This is a genomic window from Chitinophaga hostae (assembly GCF_018224885.1).
GTDB lineage: Bacteria > Bacteroidota > Bacteroidia > Chitinophagales > Chitinophagaceae > Chitinophaga > Chitinophaga hostae.
In genome coordinates this window covers 47,992-66,812 of sequence record NZ_JAGTXB010000024.1, presented here as the reverse complement: position 1 = coordinate 66,812, position 18,821 = coordinate 47,992, and the positions used below count along the sequence as shown (strand labels likewise).

At 46.6% G+C, this 18,821-nt stretch carries 12 protein-coding genes; 5 read left to right on the top strand and 7 right to left on the bottom strand.

Going from position 1 to position 18,821, the window contains the following annotated elements:
* Positions 1 to 4 precede the first annotated feature (4 nt).
* Positions 5 to 1,795 (bottom strand): alpha-L-fucosidase, encoded by a 1,791-nt coding sequence (locus tag KE626_RS30370; RefSeq protein ID WP_211976838.1) that lies wholly within the window; start codon positions 1,793 to 1,795, stop codon positions 5 to 7.
* Between the two features lie 891 nt (positions 1,796 to 2,686).
* Between KE626_RS30370 and KE626_RS30365 the strand changes: the two genes are divergently transcribed.
* The 4 genes from KE626_RS30365 to KE626_RS30350 all read left to right on the top strand — a co-directional run bounded on the left by KE626_RS30365 (position 2,687) and on the right by KE626_RS30350 (position 7,418).
* Positions 2,687 to 3,262 carry a TetR/AcrR family transcriptional regulator gene (locus tag KE626_RS30365; RefSeq protein ID WP_211976837.1) on the top strand — a complete coding sequence of 192 codons (576 nt, stop codon included), beginning with the start codon at positions 2,687 to 2,689 and terminating at the stop codon, positions 3,260 to 3,262.
* Between the two features lie 40 nt (positions 3,263 to 3,302).
* Entirely contained in the window at positions 3,303 to 3,743 is a 441-nt protein-coding gene (locus KE626_RS30360; RefSeq protein WP_211976836.1) for a universal stress protein, read from the top strand.
* A gap of 239 nt (positions 3,744 to 3,982) precedes the next feature.
* Positions 3,983 to 6,562, top strand: coding sequence for a phosphatidylglycerol lysyltransferase domain-containing protein (locus KE626_RS30355; protein WP_211976835.1), 2,580 nt, complete (start codon positions 3,983 to 3,985; stop codon positions 6,560 to 6,562).
* A 208-nt stretch (positions 6,563 to 6,770) separates the two neighbouring features.
* Complete coding sequence (locus KE626_RS30350) at positions 6,771 to 7,418, top strand: AcvB/VirJ family lysyl-phosphatidylglycerol hydrolase (protein ID WP_211976834.1); 648 nt, start codon at positions 6,771 to 6,773, stop codon at positions 7,416 to 7,418.
* A 36-nt stretch (positions 7,419 to 7,454) separates the two neighbouring features.
* On the opposite strand, the gene KE626_RS30345 is transcribed toward KE626_RS30350, so the two are convergent.
* From KE626_RS30345 to KE626_RS30325, 5 genes are all read right to left on the bottom strand, one after another.
* Positions 7,455 to 8,147, bottom strand: coding sequence for a LytR/AlgR family response regulator transcription factor (locus KE626_RS30345; protein ID WP_211976833.1), 693 nt, complete (start codon positions 8,145 to 8,147; stop codon positions 7,455 to 7,457).
* Between the two features lie 448 nt (positions 8,148 to 8,595).
* Positions 8,596 to 8,874 (bottom strand): HTH domain-containing protein, encoded by a 279-nt coding sequence (locus KE626_RS30340; RefSeq protein ID WP_211976832.1) that lies wholly within the window; start codon positions 8,872 to 8,874, stop codon positions 8,596 to 8,598.
* Between the two features lie 217 nt (positions 8,875 to 9,091).
* Positions 9,092 to 10,459, bottom strand: coding sequence for a TlpA family protein disulfide reductase (locus KE626_RS30335; protein WP_211976831.1), 1,368 nt, complete (start codon positions 10,457 to 10,459; stop codon positions 9,092 to 9,094).
* A gap of 192 nt (positions 10,460 to 10,651) precedes the next feature.
* Positions 10,652 to 12,835, bottom strand: coding sequence for a DUF5916 domain-containing protein (locus KE626_RS30330; protein ID WP_211976830.1), 2,184 nt, complete (start codon positions 12,833 to 12,835; stop codon positions 10,652 to 10,654).
* A gap of 318 nt (positions 12,836 to 13,153) precedes the next feature.
* A complete protein-coding gene (locus KE626_RS30325) occupies positions 13,154 to 15,769 on the bottom strand; it encodes a family 20 glycosylhydrolase (protein WP_249207806.1) in 2,616 nt (871 codons plus the stop codon).
* A 314-nt stretch (positions 15,770 to 16,083) separates the two neighbouring features.
* Here KE626_RS30325 and KE626_RS30320 point away from each other — a divergent pair, with 314 nt between their 5' ends.
* Positions 16,084 to 17,664: an FMN-binding glutamate synthase family protein gene (locus KE626_RS30320; protein WP_211976829.1), complete on the top strand. Its 1,581-nt coding sequence runs from the start codon at positions 16,084 to 16,086 to the stop codon at positions 17,662 to 17,664.
* Between the two features lie 233 nt (positions 17,665 to 17,897).
* Here KE626_RS30320 and KE626_RS30315 read toward each other — a convergent pair whose 3' ends face one another.
* Entirely contained in the window at positions 17,898 to 18,650 is a 753-nt protein-coding gene (locus KE626_RS30315; protein ID WP_211976828.1) for an amidohydrolase family protein, read from the bottom strand.
* Between the last annotated feature and the right edge of the window lie 171 nt (positions 18,651 to 18,821).

Here is an 18,821-nt window from a genome sequence, read left to right as displayed (position 1 = left end):
AAGATTAATTCACTGGCTGCAGGATAATTTTCCGCAACCAGCATAGTTCACTTTTATTACCGGCTACCGGTTTTATTGTCAGGTTTTGTTTTCCTGCTTTATCAATATGTATAATGCCAACCGCATGCTGAATAAATTCCATCGGCTTATGACTTTCGTAGGTACCTGTTGCCAGGGTGAGGAAATGCAGTTGTTGCCCCCCAACCGTCACCAGCCCTTGCTGGGAAGCGCTGCCGGGTTCGCAGGCGTAGTCGAGAATGATTTTATAATCGCCCCCGTCCTGTACTTCCAGCGGGAATACAATGGCGTCGTCAGGACTTACCATACCTGTGATACAGTTATCATGTTTCCAGTCGCCGAAGTAATGTGAATAGGTAAATAATTTGTTTTTCGCGTTGCCATTAAAAACAGCCCATACCGCCGGAATTTCTGCCTGTGGGTATTCTTTACTCACGGTTTGTGTGCGGAGCTGTGATAAGTCCGGTTGTTGACCGCTATACTCCATCAGCAACACCGTATTACGTGTATCCGGCAGCGTTACCGGCAGTTCCACAATGGTTTCTTCCGGCAGCTGTTTCCAGGTAAGTGTTTTATTGCTACCGAGTATTTTTACCGACTTAACTTTTGCTGTAACACCGGGTACGCGTAATTGCCTGTTGGCAGGCATTTGCCATACATGCAGGAATAATTTACCGGGCTTACTGGTGGTAACGCCCCATGGTTGTGCGGGAATGAGTCCCCAGGTAGTGCCATAAATACTTTCCCCATAGGTTTGCAGCCATTTACCGGTGGCTTTGAGGTATTCCACAGAATAGGCAGGCCATTTACCGTTCCCATCCGGCCCAACATTCAGCATCAGGTTACCTCCTTTGGACGCCACATTGGAAAGCAGGTGTATAATTTCCCGGGGAGATTTAAAGTTGAGGTCATGTTGAATATACCCCCAGGAGTCGTTATGTGTATAAATAGATTCCCAGGCTCCTGCGATCGGCACCGGAGGTACTTCTGAATCACCAAAATCGCGGTAATCCCCCAGGTCGTGGCCTACGCGGCTGCTGAACAGGCAGCCTGGCTGTAACACCCGGAGACTGTCGATCATGAGCTTGGTTTGTTCGGGGGTTAATCCACCCGGCATATCAAACCATACCAATCCCAGTGGTCCGTAATTAGTAAGGAGTTCTTTCAATTGAGGTACCGACTTGGTACGATAATATTCCTGGTAATCTTTGTTCTTAAAGTCCCAGTTATTGCCGCCACCGTTGGGCTCATGCCAGTCGAGGAACTGTGAATAATAGAATCCGAACGGTATTCCCTGCGCTTTACATGCAGCAGCCAAAGCCTTCATGGGGTCTTTCTTATAGGGAGATGCATCCATGATATCGAAGTCTGTTACTTTGGAATCATACATGCTGAAACCTTCATGATGTTTAGCGGTAACCACCAGGTATTTTATACCGGCTTCCTTCGCTGTTTTCGCCCATTCCGCAGCATCGAATCCAGTGGGGTTAAAAGTTTGGGCTACTTTAGCGTATTCTGTTGCAGGGGCTTTGGTCCGGTACATGATCCATTCGCCACTGCCATAATAGCTGCTATCCTTCCAGCGGCCGGCCAGTTTTGAATAGAGTCCCCAGTGTATAAACAGTCCGAACTTAGCTTCCCTGAACCATTTCAGGCCAGGATGCGCCGCATTCGCAGTAGCGCCCTTGTTCCACATATCAGGCATATCCTGCGCGGCTGTTTTGCGCGGCAGTAATAGGCATAGTAATAACAATAACGATGGAATTCGATGGAACATAGCTCTGAATTTTTAGCAACCAGCGGTAAAAATTATACATATCTGCCGGTATAAGCAAGTGCATGGAAAATGGTATCAGGGAAAGGGAAAATGGTATGATTAAGGGGCAAAGCGGATATTAACCAACGGTTAACGAATAGTTTGACTGGTAATGTCTAATTTCGATAGCAGACAAGTTACCCGGTACCTGAGCATTTGAGTAACTTTCCAAATTGAGCAATCATTTTCTTTCTATATTATTATCAGGCTATAATGTGTTATAAGCATCTGGCGCAATGCCAAGGTGCCATGTGAATGTTTTATGAGCCTCTGCTGTATGTCATCAGCAGAGGTTTCTTTTTTTAAACACCTCTTCCCCACTCGTTATTTCAATTCTTGTTTAGGTTTTGTTAACTCTCCGGGTATTGCTTCCAGCTATATTGCGCTACGCTTTTTCCTGATAACTGAAAAATGCATACAACTAACAAATATCTCAGCAGTACCTGTTGGCTTCTCCAGGCCGACGGGCTTATATTTCCGCCGCCGGCCTGCAACTATGGTGTTGCTGCGCTGCCGCAAGCGGCCTTGTCCGGGAGGGTTTCAGCGTAGTGTTACCGACCCGGTTTTATATGGGCTAACGGTGAATAAACGATACCCACAGATCTGGCGATCATTGGGTTTTTGATTTAATCATCATCTAGCTATAGCGCCTTTGCAGTTTCCACTGCGAAGGCTTTTGTTTTTTTAACTAAAGTATAAGCTTCAGCATGCCTTGCCGGTAGGACCCGGAACTAAAAGTACCCGCCAATACCCATCTATTGAGCTGAAAGACCACTGCCCGGTAATATATTGCCGGCCGCTGCCGCTGCATTTTTTAAAAGCTAAAATGAATTTTTATTCACTTATATTTGTATGGTGAAACTGAAAGACGATAAAAAAATAACCCAGATTTTCCAGGCTGCCCTCAAGCTGGTGGCTAAAAAAGGATTATCCGGCATGACGATGGGGGATATTTCCAAAGAAGCAGGCATTGCCACCGGCACACTCTATGTTTACTTTACCAGTAAGGATGAGCTGATCAATGCCTTGTTTGCCGCCTGCAGGGAGAGTTCTGTACAGGTATCCTTTAAGGGATATCAGCCGCATACGCCATTTAAACCAGGATTCAGACATATCTGGCTGAATATCCTGCGGTATAAACTGCAGAACTTCGAAGAAAGTGTGTTCATGGAGCAATGTTATCATTCGCCTTTTATTACTGCCGATACCCGCGAAAAGGCCCAGCAGCTGTCTGCTCCCTTTTATCAGCTGATAGAAAGAGGCAAGAAGGAACAACTTATCAAGAACATAGATACCGGTTTGCTGATCACGTTCATGATCGGAACCATGAATGAACTCGTAAAACAAACACATTACAGCGGCATTACACTAAACAGGAGCCGGGTGAATACCACTTTCGACCTCTGCTGGGATGCACTGAAAGCATAAGGCATAAATGAATAATTGTTCACAATAAATACATCTGTATATGTCAGACATCATGATCGCAGTAGATCTGGGCAACTTTTCAGAGACCCTGATCAGGACAGGCATAGAACTCGCCAATAAAATGGACGCCTCCGTCACCCTTTTTTCTGTGGTTGAATTAGGGATCGGTATCGGTTTACCGGAGGGAGGACCCGTAGTTGTTGATGATATCCCGGCACGCATACGCGAGGTAGAAGAAAGACTGGAAGCCTACAAACAGCTGTATTCCGGCAATAATAATATCAGCATCGTAGTGGGCACCGGCAACCCAAAGAATGAAACGCTGGAGCAGGCACACAATGGTAACTTCACCATGCTGGTAGTAGGCACCCATGGCCGCACCGGGTTGGATCATATGTTACTGGGCAGCAACGCTGAATATATTATCCGTCACTCCCGTATTCCTGTGCTGGTAGTACCCTATAACCAGCAGGAACACTAGGTCAGACCAACACTCAACAATCAATAAAACACAACACCGGCAGCGCTGTGTGCTGCAATATCCCGGCGGGTTTCGCCGGGATATTTTGTATATACCAGGTCACCTGCTGATGGAAGAACGCCGGTTGTATCCTTTACATTAAAATCCGCTTAAACTGCGTACAGTTACGGGATTGATCTAAAAGTTAGCATAACTTGCAGGTTAGTGCGAACATCAGACAAAACGAAACCTGTAATCCTTTGAAGAAGAAATTTTTTACTGCAGCATTCCTACGCAAGCTCCATCTGAAAGAGCTGCTTGCGGTATTGTTTATATTACTGGCCATTTACTTTTTCCGCTCACAGCGACATGAATTATATTCCCTCATCCCTGCCATTGAAAAAGCCGACAGAGGTTGGGTAGTGATGGGCGTAGCCATTACCATTGGCTACATTTTATTGCAGGCAGGCATGTATGTATTCAGTTTCCGGGCAGTAAGCGCCAGGCTGGATATGATGAAAAGTACGGAGCTGTTTCTTAAACGTAATCTTCTCTCCGTTTTTTTACCGGCCGGCGGTATCAGCTCACTCGCCTATTTACCGCAGAGCTTACGACGCACCCAATTACATAAGCAGCAAATACACCAGGCTTCCGGCATCTATGGCTTTGTGGGCATACTATCCGTTTTCCTGGTGGGTATCCCGGTAGTTGCCTATGCGATGTTCCATGCCGCCACCATGAAAGATGCTGTATGGGGATTGACCGCTATTTGCCTGCTGCTGCTGGCCGTGGTATGGCTGGTGCGTTCTATGCAAAACAAAGGGAAAGCCTACCAGTTACTTGTTAAATATTTTCCGGGCGCCGCACACCAGGTAGATGAAATATTCACCTTTCAGTTGTCGGTACCGGCATTCATGAATACCGTACTGGCATCTGTGCTGATCGAAGTAGCAGGGGTAGCCCACTTATACCTGAGTATGCTGGCCGTAGGCGTTACTCCTTCGCTGGAAGCGGCGTGTGTAGGCTATATTGTGGCTACCATCTTCCTGATCATTTCTCCGTTCCTCCGCGGACTTGGCGCCATAGAATTATCCCTGGCATACATCCTCAGCAACTACGGATTCAGCACGCTGGAAGCGCTGGAAATTACCTTGTTATTCCGCTTGTTTGAATTCTGGCTGCCGCTGATCGCCGGCATGTTTGCCTTTGCATTAAAAGGCCGTGACCTGGTACTCCGGTTATTGCCCCCCATCCTGATTTTTTTGCTGGGTATGGTAAATATATTTTCCGTACTCACCCCGCCGCTCGCCAATCGCATGCATATGCTGCGGGCTTATATTCCCGGCACCTCCATACACGCTACCAATTTGCTGGTGGTATTCCTCGGACTGGTGCTGCTGGTGACCGCTACTTTCCTGATCCGCGGGTTACGCAGCGCCTGGATAGTAGCGCTGTCGGTGTCCCTGCTGTCGGTATTGGGTCATATCGGTAAAGCACTGGATTATGAAGAAGCATCACTGGCGCTGATCACCAGCATAATATTGTTGATTACTTCGAAACAATACCGCGTAAAAAGTAATCCGCAACTGGTGAACATTGGGGTAGTAACGGCATTGGCCACTTTTTTTGTGGTGCTGATTTTTGGCACCATCGGGTTTTATTTCCTGAATGTGCGGCATTTTGGGATCGATTTTACCTGGCAGCAATCCATACGTCACGCCTTCCACGGCTTTATGTTGCTGGAAGATGATGGCCTGCAACCTGTTACCCGTTTTGGGAAAGAATTTATGTCGGCACTCCGGGTGCTGGGAGTAAGTGCATGGGCCTTTCTTTTTTATACGGTGATACGCCCGTATCTGCATGTAACCCAGCAAACGAATAACAGCCTTGAAAAAGCGCGGTTTTACCTGAGTCAGTATGGCGACTCTCCGATGGATTATTTTAAAATCGGGCAGGACAAACTGTTGTATGTATCCGACCAATATGAAGGATTTATTGCTTATCGTGCAGCCGGCAGTTTTGCAATTGTGCTGGAAGAACCGGTTTGCAGTGAGGAGAATAAACTGCGCTTATTGGAAGAATTTGAACAACAATGCCGGAAGATGGGCCTGCGGCCCGCTTTTTACAGGGTAGATGAAGACAGCACCTATTATTTTAGTCATCTTAAAAAGAAAAAGATGCTGATAGGCCAGGAAGCGATCATGGATATCCGCAATTTTACACTGAGTGGCAAAGACAAAAAATCATTGCGCAACGGTCTCAACAGTCTCGCCGGCAAAGGTTATGTAACGACCTATCATAACGCTCCGCAAACACCGGCCATGTTGCAGCAGTTAAAAATAGTGAGTGATGAGTGGCTGCAGCAATACGAAGTAAAAGAACTGACCTTTTCGCAGGGGCTGTTTGATACAGACAGTATCCGTGGGCAGGATATTATAACCGTCACCGATGCAGCAGGGCAGGTAGTAGCCTTCCTGAATATGATCCCTGATTACGCACCGGGCGAATGTACCTACGATCTTATCCGCAAACGCGTCGATGCGCCGGGTGGCGTTATGGATGCGCTCATCATTGCATTGATACTGGATGCACAGCAAAAGGATTTGCATTATCTGAACCTGGGAATGGTACCGATGTCGGGAATCATCCAGCCTCAAAATACCGCGGAAAAAATGGTGAAATACGCCTATGAAAAATTGCGTTTCTTCCGCCACTACCAGGGATTACGCGAGTTCAAGGAAAAATATGCCACCGAATGGACCAATAAATACCTGGTATACGATCATGATTTTGACCTGATACAATTGCCTTCCGCCTTAAGTAAAGTAATGCAGCCCTGATAAGCGGCAACCATCTCCGGTTTCGGCCCCTATGCCATTCACAGCGGAGGCGGACGAACAATTGCGGAATGGATTTTGTTTCATTGTCATGTGTTAATTTCGCAGTCAGCCAGCCTTGGCATTATTTACCATGCAAGCAGAAGGTCATATGTTATTACGGGGAAAATTCTCAAAAACAGCAGGATTGTTCAGCTGTTTATTTTTGCTGATGATGGTTCAGCTATCGGCGCAAAGTCCGGTCAATAATCTGCCGGTAACGGTTAAAGCGCCTGCAGCGGGCAGTACCGAACCCTTGATCATCTATATTACCGGCGATGGTGGTATGAAAAAATTTTCTGCCAACGTGATCGAATCTTTCCACCAAAAAAACTACCCGGTGGTAGCCCTCAATGCGCTGAAATATTTCTGGAATAAAAAAAAGCCCCAGCAGGCTGCCCGGGATGTGGCGTCACTGGTTAAATATTATCAGGCGCAATGGGGCAGCAATCATGGGGTACTACTCATCGGTTATTCTTTAGGCGCCGACGTATTGCCATTTATATATACCAGCCTGCCGGGTGAAGTAAGCGCCGAAGTAAAGCAACTGGTGCTGTTATCTCCATCACAAAATACTGACCTGGAGGTACATATATCTGATATGCTGGGTAAGTCGGGCAGCAAGGGTATGAGTGTGCCTGCTGAGATCAATAAAATAAGCGGTAAACCTTTGTTGCTGGTATTTGGGGCAGAAGAGAAAGACTTCAATTTTTCGGCACTCAGCGTACCTTATCAGAAGCTGGTACTTCCGGGAGGGCATGCTTATGATGAAGATGCCGGCGGCGTTGCCGGTAAAATTCTATCGGCTTTGCATCCGTGAGTATCATGTGTTGCCGGCAGGCGGACTTCTCTTTTCTTAGAAGGGTAGTTGATATCTTTTGGCCAGTTCATTTCTCATGGCAACGGTCAGTGATATTTTTGCATCTCCGATCATCACATGATCGGCATCGAGATGGGTGATATGGCGAAAGCCTATCACAAACCAGCGGTGTACGCGCATAAAGGCGTTGGCAGGCAGCTGGGAAATAATCCAATCCAGTTTTTCCATCGTTACCAGCTTCTGGTCGCCCAGGTGCAGGGTGATATGATCATCCATTACTTCCACGTATTGCAGCTCTTTGTAAAAAACTTTCTCGTGCCGGTGGGCTGTTTTAAGGATAAAATATTCGGCCGTATACTTTGCGGGGCGGACGATACCTTCCATTTCTATGGTGTTATATATTTTGGAAATGACCTCATTCAATGCTGTTTGTGTAAGTGGCGACTGCAATAATGCAGCGGGCAAAAAATCAAAGCTGCCATTCGGATGATCAGTGTACATGACCATCATCACGGGCATTACACCCGGAGTACCGGGTGGCAGTGGGAGTGCATCTTCGTAGCTTCCGATAATCAGCACATCGATCGTTTGGGCGTCCAGCCACAAGCGTGCATCTTCCATGGTATTATAACGGCCTACCAGGTAAACGTATGGGATAGCAGACAAAAAATACTCCAGCTCCCGGAATCCTTCCGGGTCATTACCCAAAATAATACAGTTTAGTACCATAGCGCTGATTTAGTCGATTATGGGTACGAAAATTTACACCAGTCAGTTGCTCGCGGGCACATAAGATTTAAGCAGGGCAGGTGACTGAATAGAAACCCGCGTATTATCTAAAATCTAATCTAAACCGCGTGATGAAAAAAGAAAAGAGTTTTCATTCTCATAATACTTTATCCAAAAGCTGACAATATACTTTCCGATAAAGTTGGATTTATTTGAGGTAGGAACAGTTAATCCAATGTTAAGTATTATAGAAAAAGAAGGTGGACAGTCAAGCCATCGTCCGGAAGACAATACCTATCCTATCCACCTTGCATGGAAATTACATAAAAGATCCTGTACCAGCTGCCTGGCAGCTGAGCCAACAGATCTAAAGCCCGGAATGCGGGCGGCGCGGGCGCAGGGAGAGCTAACAGGCAGGCCGGTTAACTGGTCAATGCGCGGACCATGTTTACCAAATATGCAGGAACACAAGTAACATCGTACTCACAGCGGTAATCAGATTTTTTGAGAACCTGACGTTGAAGCCGCCTTTTTCTGAGTAGTAGTAACTTTCTTTGTACCGGTCGTACTCAATGGGAGCACCTAACTCCTTCATCATTTTGAGGAATTCATAGAGTGTTCTTTCGGAAATACGAAGCCGCTTGGCTAACTGAGCTGGCTTACCGGTCCCTTTGATCCTGATGAGGTAATCAATGGTTTGTAGTCTGTCAAAATAACGCTTTGGCATGTGGCATAGAGGGGTCTTAACGGTTATTTACTGAATATACGATAACTGCCTTGATTAAACCAGCATTCTCATATATATATTTTAATGTAAATATTAATAAACTGGTTTAAACGGGTTTTCGAAAATTAGCTGCAGAACAATGGCGCTGATGCGGTTTAGCTACGTACGGATATTAAACGTCAGGTATATTATTTTATTGGTTTGCCATCATAAAAACTTACTGCAACAATGCTTCATAGATGATGTTGGTTAACGCTGTACCGTGGTCTGACAGCGGATCCGGCGGTCTTGTGGCATATATTTTTCCATTCTTACCAACAACGATCAGTGAGGGATACTTACTGATATTATACTGCGTTAACAGGTCGGCATGCTGCTCATCCAATTGCAGCAGCCATCCTGGCAAATCCTTTACTGTATTACCATTGCAGCATATATTCACAAATGAAACAGTGTTATCATCAAAGCATGTTTTAATTTCCGAGAGTACACTCAACAAGGCGTCAGTACTGTTGTAAAAGTGCAGTAGCACTACTTTTCCACTGAACTGCTGCAAGCTTACCGGCCTGCCATGCTGGTCCTGAAAAGTGAAAGCAGGCGCCGTACTGCCTTTACTGATCCCTTTCTTTGATCGTCCATAAAGCTTTCCTATGGCCTGTTTGCAGGCTTCATCCTGCGCTGCCGACAGGTAATCGCGTACACACCATTCCTGTTCTTCCTGTTGATTGCCCGCTGCGAAACCCAGCGTGAGTGCATGCGCCAGCAACTTATCCCGGAAACGGCCACTGTAGCGCATTTTCAACCATTCGTAAATGGCCCTGTTATTACACTCATACCTATGTTGTATAAAATAATCTGCTTCTGCCTTTTGCAGCAGGTAGCCTAAATAACGTATAGCCATCGCCGTTGTATCCGACGGTACAATGACAGGTAAGGCGGGTAATATTTCCTGCTGATAAAAACGTACCTGTCTTTCTTCCATGGTGCTGTCCGGCGCTGCCGGCAGCTTCCAAAGGGTGCTTACCAGCTTCGCCGCCGTTTCGCCCTGCACATGTGCATTGATCATCGACCAGGTAGCCCTGCTCATACTGTCGCGGTAAGCCGCCAGTATCCTGCTGCCTGCCAGCAGCTGCTGACGGTAGCCTGCCGCCAGCGCCGCGGCTGTACCCAACGATGGCACCGCTATCCTCGCCTGTTCACGCGTCGCCATATACATCACCCTGCATACCACCGCTCCCCCACCACTGAAAAACAGGCTATCGCCCTGCATACGGATATGCAGACTATCGCCCGCCCTGATCAAGCCATAAAAGTTATACCCGCCTCCGGCATCTGCATAAAAAAATACCTGCCGGCCCGCAGTAAGCGGAATACGGAAATAGAAGGAATCCTGCTTTAGTAAGGTATCCTGCGTAATAGCAGGTGAAATCCCGGGATCATACCAGTACGACAGTGATACGCTCTTTACAGGCCGGTCAGCCACCCTGCCCGTAATAACGGTCATTGTTTGTGCTGCAGCTGTTTCTGCCAGCAAGATAAGTATGCAGCCGGTACGCAGCAGCTGCTGTAGGATATGCCGGTTCATAAAAAGGATTTTAAATGGTAGAATCCCCATGGTAAAGACCACAGGGAGATAAAATTCACAACGATAGTAAATGAAAACTTGATAAATATTTTAACGGGTATAGCCGACTGATTCAACATTTTAGTGTTGCAATGTTAAAGGGAATAAAATATCAAAGTGTTAATCGATTCTTAACTGTTAATACGAAAATGATTAAATATTAAACCAATAAACCAGTTTGAGCACCAGGGCCCTGTTTTTTACGTAAAAGGGCTCCGGAAGGTAATTATCAGTATATACGATAAAAAGGTCGGATGCGGGTTTATAACGCCATTGAAAGCGGGTATTGAGGTTCATGTTCTTCTGCTGCCCGTTGTACTGCATAAAACCTGTAAAAAACAGGGTATTCGTCATCGTTACATCCAAACGGGGACCTACCAGCCAGAAAGAATTTGTGCCCCAGGGTTTAGGGAGTTCTATATAATTGTAATTGGCGCTCAGCGCAATGCTCACATAGGGTTGGAAGCGATAGCCCAGCTCTGTATTGGTCATTAACCGGGTACCGTCTGCATAATAGCCGCCATAACGGGCGGATAAGGCATAGGTAAACAGGCTTTGGGGTTTGGATACATAATCCGCCCCCACCGTGTTCCAATTGTGCTGTGAGCCGGTACGCAGGCTATCCTTGTTCGTATTGGTAGGATCAAATGGCGTGAGCAGCTTGATATAGGTATTGGACGCCCATACATTCAGGGTATTGCGTTTACGAAACACAATGCCGTAGTTAAGCATGGTTTCATTATCTGTGCGGTGCAGGTTGGCTTCCTCAAAAAACCAGGTACTTGTTACCTGTGGTCCATGGCTCAGGATCTTTCCCGATAGCGGGAAAAACAGGCGGGTGATCTGGGGCGCCACCTTTACATACCCCTGCCGGGGCACATAGCCTACTTCTGCATTATAGTTCCGCCCTACATATTCATGCTGCCAACCTATATTCCATTGTTTGCTAGTGTATTGCAGGTTGGCGGCATGGGCGAAATCATGTCCTGTTTTACCGGGACTATACGATTTCAGCAACATGGCCTTACCCGTCCAGAAATTGTTGGAGGAAGCCAGGTTGTACTCCAGTCCCATATTCCGGTTGTACCTGTTATACACCGGCTGATCGGTCACTTTGCCGGGATCATAGTTCACCGACTCCTTGTTGATAAATATAAAACCAAGGTTGGAGCGGGAAAATACCCGGCGCTGCAAAGCTGCCACGGTAAAGTTCTGCGCCGGCAATCCTGTTTCTTCCTGCTTCCCGGTTTGCATATTCATCACTCCCAAACGCCAGTCTTTATTGATCTTTCCACTGAGCCTGGCGCCAAAACGGATAGGCACACCACCCAAACCAATACGCCTTGAAAAAAACGGCCGGATAGTAGTATATCCGAAATTAGAGAACTGATCACCGTTTTCCAGGAAAAACTGCCGCTTCTCCGGGTAAAACAATTCAAACCGATCGAGATTGGTCACCTGCTTATCTACATCTACCTGGGAAAAATCAGGGTTCACCGTTAAATCCAGGTTCAGGGAGGAAGTCACCGCTACTTTGGCATCAAGACCGGCATCCCGGCGGTATTTTTCTTTGGTTCCTTTATCATAGTCCTTTGAAACGCCGCCCAGCAGGTATGGAATCAATGATACATTAGCGCCGGCTTCCGGAGGTGCGGCATCCCATACCAGGTTGCCGGTATAAGCGAGTGAAGCGGTAGGAAACTGCCGTGGTACAGGCGCCCAGGCCGACTTCTCGGTTGTTTTCAGATCGTTGCGGCTAAAGTTGATCCCCCATTTGGTAATCCCCTTTTTATACCGGATAGTTTTAAACGGAATAGCTGCCTCAAATACCCATTTATCCGGATAGTTTTTTACAACTGATGTCCACTTATTATCCCAGCTCAGGTCAACTTTACCACCGTCGTACATTAATCCATCCCACTGCGCCCCTGCAGCGTTGGCGCCAAAACTAAATCCATTCGTCTGATCGTCAAACGGATCCATGAACAACAGGAAGTTGTCATTTTTCAGAAAAGCAAAATCCCTTCGCAACGACTCCACCATATAAGGTCCTTCTCCTACGGTATAATTCTCCACCAGCAGGTAAAGATTCTTATCATCGTAAGTCATCCGTACATCCGTGCGAAGCCTTGCTGCACTGGTATCCATGGGCAACACCATATGAAAACCGGTGGTAACATCGGCCTGTTGCCACGCAGCCTCATCTATCAAACCGTCAATTTTAACAGGTGATATCGCCTTACGGATCTGCAGTTGATACGATTCGTTTTTCTTTTGTGCTATCGCCGCAATACCAATAAGGCTGCAACAGAGGATAAGTGGAATGATACGAAACATCAGGTCGCTATGGGTTTAACGAACAAAATACAAAAATTGCAACGGGAGGAGGTAAAAAATGGATGGAGGGTGAAAATAGCTGTTAGCTGTTAGTAAAATGCAGCGGAGTTTGTCTTTACCAGGATTAAACTGATTTTGATGATTTAAGGATTTTCTTCCTTTGATGATTTTAAAAAGATTAGCGAAGATCAAAGAGGATACTTTAGCTTATATCTTCCAGCATCCTGTTAAATCCTGTAAAATATAATCCTTAAATCATCAAAATCAGTTTAATCCTGGTAAAGACAAACTCCGCTGCATTTTACTAACAGCTAGCCGCTAAAGTCCAATTGCCTTCTTCATTTGCGTGTCTGCTACCGGTACCTTTACAGTAGTAGTTCTGCTGCTGCGCCCGCGGGGGCTGAATACTTTCAGCTTCACCGTTTTACCTCCTGCCTGAACAGGCGCTGCGTACAACGGGCTTTTCAACGTAGGCTCTTCACCGTTAGTCGTATAACGGATCTGTAATCCGGGCATCTGCACATTGGCCGATACCACGCCATTGTCTATAGAAGTGCCTGCTGTAGGAATACGCCAGTTAAAGCCACCATCATAATAATCAAGACGGGGCATTTCCCGTTTACCCATTACATTGCTGAATACACTCCATGCCTGGGCATATAATGCGTCGGCCTTAGCCGGATCTTTTTCCGTAGCCCAGGCCGGATCCTGCGCCCATGCACGTTCTGCCAGTCCCAGCAATTTAGGCAGCATCATGTACTCCATACGATCCGAGCTGGTTACTGTTTCGCTCCATAGCAAGCCCTGTATACCCGGAATATTGGATGCGCCAAAACCGGTTAAGCGATCTTTGCCAACAAACAATTCCGGTGTAACAGGGTTGCCTCTTCCATCTACTTTTGAATTTTTATAATAGTCAAAAGGAATAAAATAAAATGGTTTGTCCACATCTACAAAGCCTCCCCAATAGAAGCCGGGTTCATCAAAGGATTTCATGTAAGCCATGTCAAAATAGAAATTGCTTACACCGGATAATACCACCTTGTAGCCGGCGTTGGCCAGCCGGTAAGATAAATCTTCCTGACCGCCGCCGATCACATTGTTCCATACATTGAGCTGGAAATGATCGTTTACAAAATCCGGATTCGGGATACTTTGTGATTCACCATTGAGCGATGTTTTACGCATACCGGCTTCCTCCCATCCTGCTACCTGTAAACCTCTTGCTTTCAGAAGATCGTTTACTTTACGGTAGTAATAGTACCAAAGATCATTTACGTCAGTAATAGATTTGTCCTGTCGCATTAAAGCGATGCAGGCGGGCGATTTTTCAAAAACACCACCGGGCACTTCATCTCCTCCCATATGCACCGCTGTTAACGGCGCGCCTGCTTCTTTATACATGCCCTGCAGTTCTTCCAGCACTTTATCCAGGAAGCGGTAGGTAGAAGGCAATGCTACGTTCATCACGTTATCATTCCAGTATTGTACGGAATGATAGGTTGATTTATCCTGCAGATCGGTGAGTAGATATTCACTGGCTTCCTGCTCCTTACCGGCTGCTTTCAAGCGGTGGTAGCGGGATTCCATGGACTTCACCGCAGCCCGCGCATGTCCGGGACTTTCAATTTCAGGTAAAACGCGTATATGCCTTGCCGTTGCATAGCGCAGTATTTCTATAAAGTCGGCACGGCTGAAATAACCGGAGCCCGCCGTGTTGTTAACATCCGGTCCGGAACCATAGGATGGTGGCAGCATGCTGTTAGGATCTGCACTATGGCCGCGTTTACCTCCTACGGCCGTTAATTCCGGCAGTGAAGGAATTTCCACACGCCAGCCTTCATCGTCACTGAAGTGGAAGTGCAATACGTTTAACTTATACAGCGCCATCAGGTCCAGGATACGCAACATATCACGTTTGTTGTGAAAGTTACGGGCTACGTCGATCATAAATGCGCGGTAACCAAAACGGGGATGATCTGTTATTTCCACACCCGGAATAACAACGGATTTTTGTACTCCGGCCCAGGCATTAGGCGCAATAAGGGTTTTCAGGGACTGGATCGCGTAAAAAGCGCCGGCTTCCGTACCGGCTTTTATCACGATGCCCTGCGGTGTTACCTTCAGGCTATAGCCTTCCTGCTGATCAACCATGGCAGCATCATAGGTAAGATCAACGTTTGTTTTACCAGGAGCGCGCTTACCGAGCAACAGCTGCAGTTCTGTTTTCAATATTTCTCCGCTGGCTGTCAGCTGCGGGTCTGCCTTTATTACCGGTAATGCGTCGAGCACCAGGTTATTGCCGGTGGCAGTATAGGATACCGGTGTAGGAAATACCAGCGGCAACTGCGACACCGGGATATCTTTCACGGCAGCATTCTGCTTAAATATATCCGTTGGCGTTACGACGGCTGTTTTATCACCCGGATAGCGCATCAGCTGCTTTGCCGTGGTGGAAGGCCGTATACTATAGTCTTTGATCGGTATACCTTTTTCCGGTTGACCATCCCAAACAATATACAAACCTGCCGGGGCATCAGTGAAATTCACGGCCCAGGCATCGCCGGTGATACCCAGTTTGAGTGAGTCGCCCGGAGCGATACCGGCGAAACCTTCCGCCGGCGTAAAGCGATACAGGTCGCCGTTAATATGTTCAACGTTTATATGTCCGGGCAATTCACCGGGCGTAACCATCCTTATAAAGTTAAAATACAGCTGCCATCCCTTTGCTGGGAAAGGCTTGTTAGTCGTATTCACAAAGGTAAAGTCAGACAGGAAATTGTTCTTCCCCTGATAATGGTTTTCTACTACTTCCCAGCTGGTTTTCAGACGGGAAACATCATAGGGAGATTGTTGGGCCAGTACACCTGCTACAGTACTGAAGAAGAGCATACCCGTTGCTATCAACTTACCAAGATGATTGTATCTTTTCATGTTGTGGATTAATTAGAGAATTGGCTTATGTTGAAAGATAATAAAATAATTTAAAAACTAGACTTTGATTCGTGTGATTATTGTGAATATCATGATGAGCGGTGATGACAGCGGTGATAAGATAGGGATGACCGCGGAGTTTGGGAAGGAATTAGGGAGATGGATAAGATGAGTTATCCTCATCGGCATAAAACAGATTTAACAAATTTATCTGGCGTGCGTTAAGTAGATTTATAGGATAATGCAGCATAATAGGTAAGGAAGTATTCAACTATCTCCGTAAGGAGCATCTAAAAACACAAAAATCATCGTCCATGGTTAAAGCATTTATCGGATTTTCATGTGTGAGCCTGGCGGCTATCGTCCTCTTAGGCCTATTTTTTCCCTGGGTATTCTGGTTGTTGATCCTGGTAGGCCCCATCGTAATAATGGGTACACTGGATATTTTACAGAAGAAACATGCCATCATCCGCAACTACCCTGTAGTGGGGCGTGCGCGTTACTGGATGGAAGCATTACGACCCAAAATTTACCAGTATTTTGTAGAGAGTGATATAGATGGCAGCCCGATTAACCGGGTAGACCGTTCAACAATTTATCAGCGGGCCAAGCGGGAACTGGACTCACAGCCATTTGGCACCCAGTTCAATGTGTATGCAGAAGGTTATGAGTGGATGGCACATTCCATTCAGCCGCAGAATTTTGATAACCTGGAAAAGGATCCCCGGGTAGTATTTGGCGGGAAAGATTGTAAACAGCCTTATTCCGGCAGTATCCTGAACGTGAGCGCCATGAGTTACGGATCGCTCAGTTCCAATGCCGTACAAGCCTTAAACGGCGGTGCAAAAATTGGCAACTTTGCCCACAACACCGGCGAAGGCGGGATCAGTGAATTTCACCTGAAACAGGGCGGCGATATCATCTGGCAGATCGGTACCGGCTATTTCGGTTGCCGCGACGATGACGGTAATTTTTCAGGTAGTCTTTTTGCGGAAAAATGTAAACTCCCGCAAATTAAAATGATTGAATTAAAAATTTCACAGGGCGCCAAGCCTGGCCATGGAGGCATATTGCCTGCCGCCAAAAACACCCCTGAAATTGCCGAAATACGTCATGTAAAACCATATACCACCGTATTTTCTCCGCCTTATCATAAAGCTTTTGGCAGTCCCCGGGAAATGATGCTGTTTATTCAACGCCTGCGGGAGCTCAGCCAGGGTAAACCGGTTGGGTTCAAACTATGCATCGGACAACCCCGTGAATTTTATGCTCTTTGTAAAGCCATGCTGGAAACAGATATCTATCCCGACTTTATTACAGTAGATGGCGGGGAAGGTGGTACCGGTGCGGCGCCGCCCGAGTTCTCCAATTCTGTGGGCATGCCGCTGATGGATGGATTATCTTTTGTGCATGATACCCTCACCGGGTTCAACATCCGTCATCATATGAAATTGATTGCTTCCGGTAAAATCCTGACAGGATATCACATGCTCCGCGCCATGGCACTGGGAGCCGATACCTGCAACAGCGCCCGTGCTATGATGATGGCACTGGGATGTATACAGGCGCTGGTATGCAACACTAATAAATGCCCTACCGGCGTTGCCACGCAGGACAAATGGTTATCTGCCGGCCTCGTGGTAGATGATAAGAAACAACGGGTAGCCAACTATCATCGCGATACTATTGAAAGCGCGATAGAACTTGCCGGCGCTGCGGGTTTACGGGATCCTCACGATATTACGAGGCGGCATATTTTCCGCCGGGTATTTATGAACCAGGTAAAAACTTTTGAAGACATTTATCCGAGTGCAGCCCCCGGCGCCTTATTGAACGGGCAAATGCCAGAACACCTGAAAAAAGAAATGGAAGCAGTGGGGATTGATAACTGGTGATTGTTTTGACGCGGATTTTTTTCCTGCCGCGGTTTTTTTTCTTGCCCAGGATTAACGGTGATTATGATGATTCCAGGGATTTTTTCTTGTGATTATAATTTGATTTAAAAAGATTCGGGAAGATTTAAGCGAATTTATCCGCTTAGATCTTCCCGAATCTTTTTAAATCAAAAAAGAAAAAATCCTTGGAATCATCATAATCACCGTTAATCCTGGGCAAGAAAAAATCCGCGTCAGGGTCTGTACAATGCCAACGCATTTTCCCTGCATATTTTAGCAGCGATGTTGGCCGGAAAATTATTCTGGATCATTTGCAGATCGGTTACTGCAAAAGGTCGCGGAGCGCGGGTAGAGGGTAAATCGGTACCAAACAGCAAAGCGCCGGCATTAATAGCGGTTATCTGGCGCATGGCGGTTAAAACATCAAAATCGCAGCGGCTGAAGCCTGTAGCTTTCACCCTGGCGCCTTTCTCCACCAATGGCAACAGGTATTTAAATCCGGCCCTGGACAATCCCAGGTGATCAATCACTACGGCGGGTAATTTATGCAAGGTAGTCGATAGTCCCGGGAGCTGGCGGGAATCTACATATAATTCCACATGCCATTTTACGAGTTCGTATACGCGCAATCCCAGCCGTTCCAGGTATTTCACACTTTCAGAGCCGCCGCGTTGCACATTAAATCGCACGGCGCGCACGCCGGCGTTATGCAGGGCAATGATTTCCTCATCGGTGGTACTGGCAGGGATCTGCGTAACACCCACATAACCTGGACCCAGCTGTTTTAGCGCTTCGAGTAAGTACGCCTGATCAAATCCCTGAAATGAACCGGACACCACTGCGCCACCCTGTATATTGAGGGGTGTTGCCTGTTTCAGGTAATCTGCTACCGGGAAATCCGCTGGTAAATATCCCTCATTAGGTTGTAATGGGAACCGGTGGTCAATGATATGCAGGTGTGCATCAAATACGGGCTGATCAAACATAGTCTCATCGTTGTTGTTACAATACACAAGCTACAGAAAATAGCTGAAAGAAAGCATAAGGCCGAAGGCATAAAGCTAAAAGCTATTGAAGCGAATGACCAATGCGATTATAGACTTTCGCATTGGTCATTCGCTTCAATAGCTTTTAGCTTTATGCTTTAAACTTTCAGC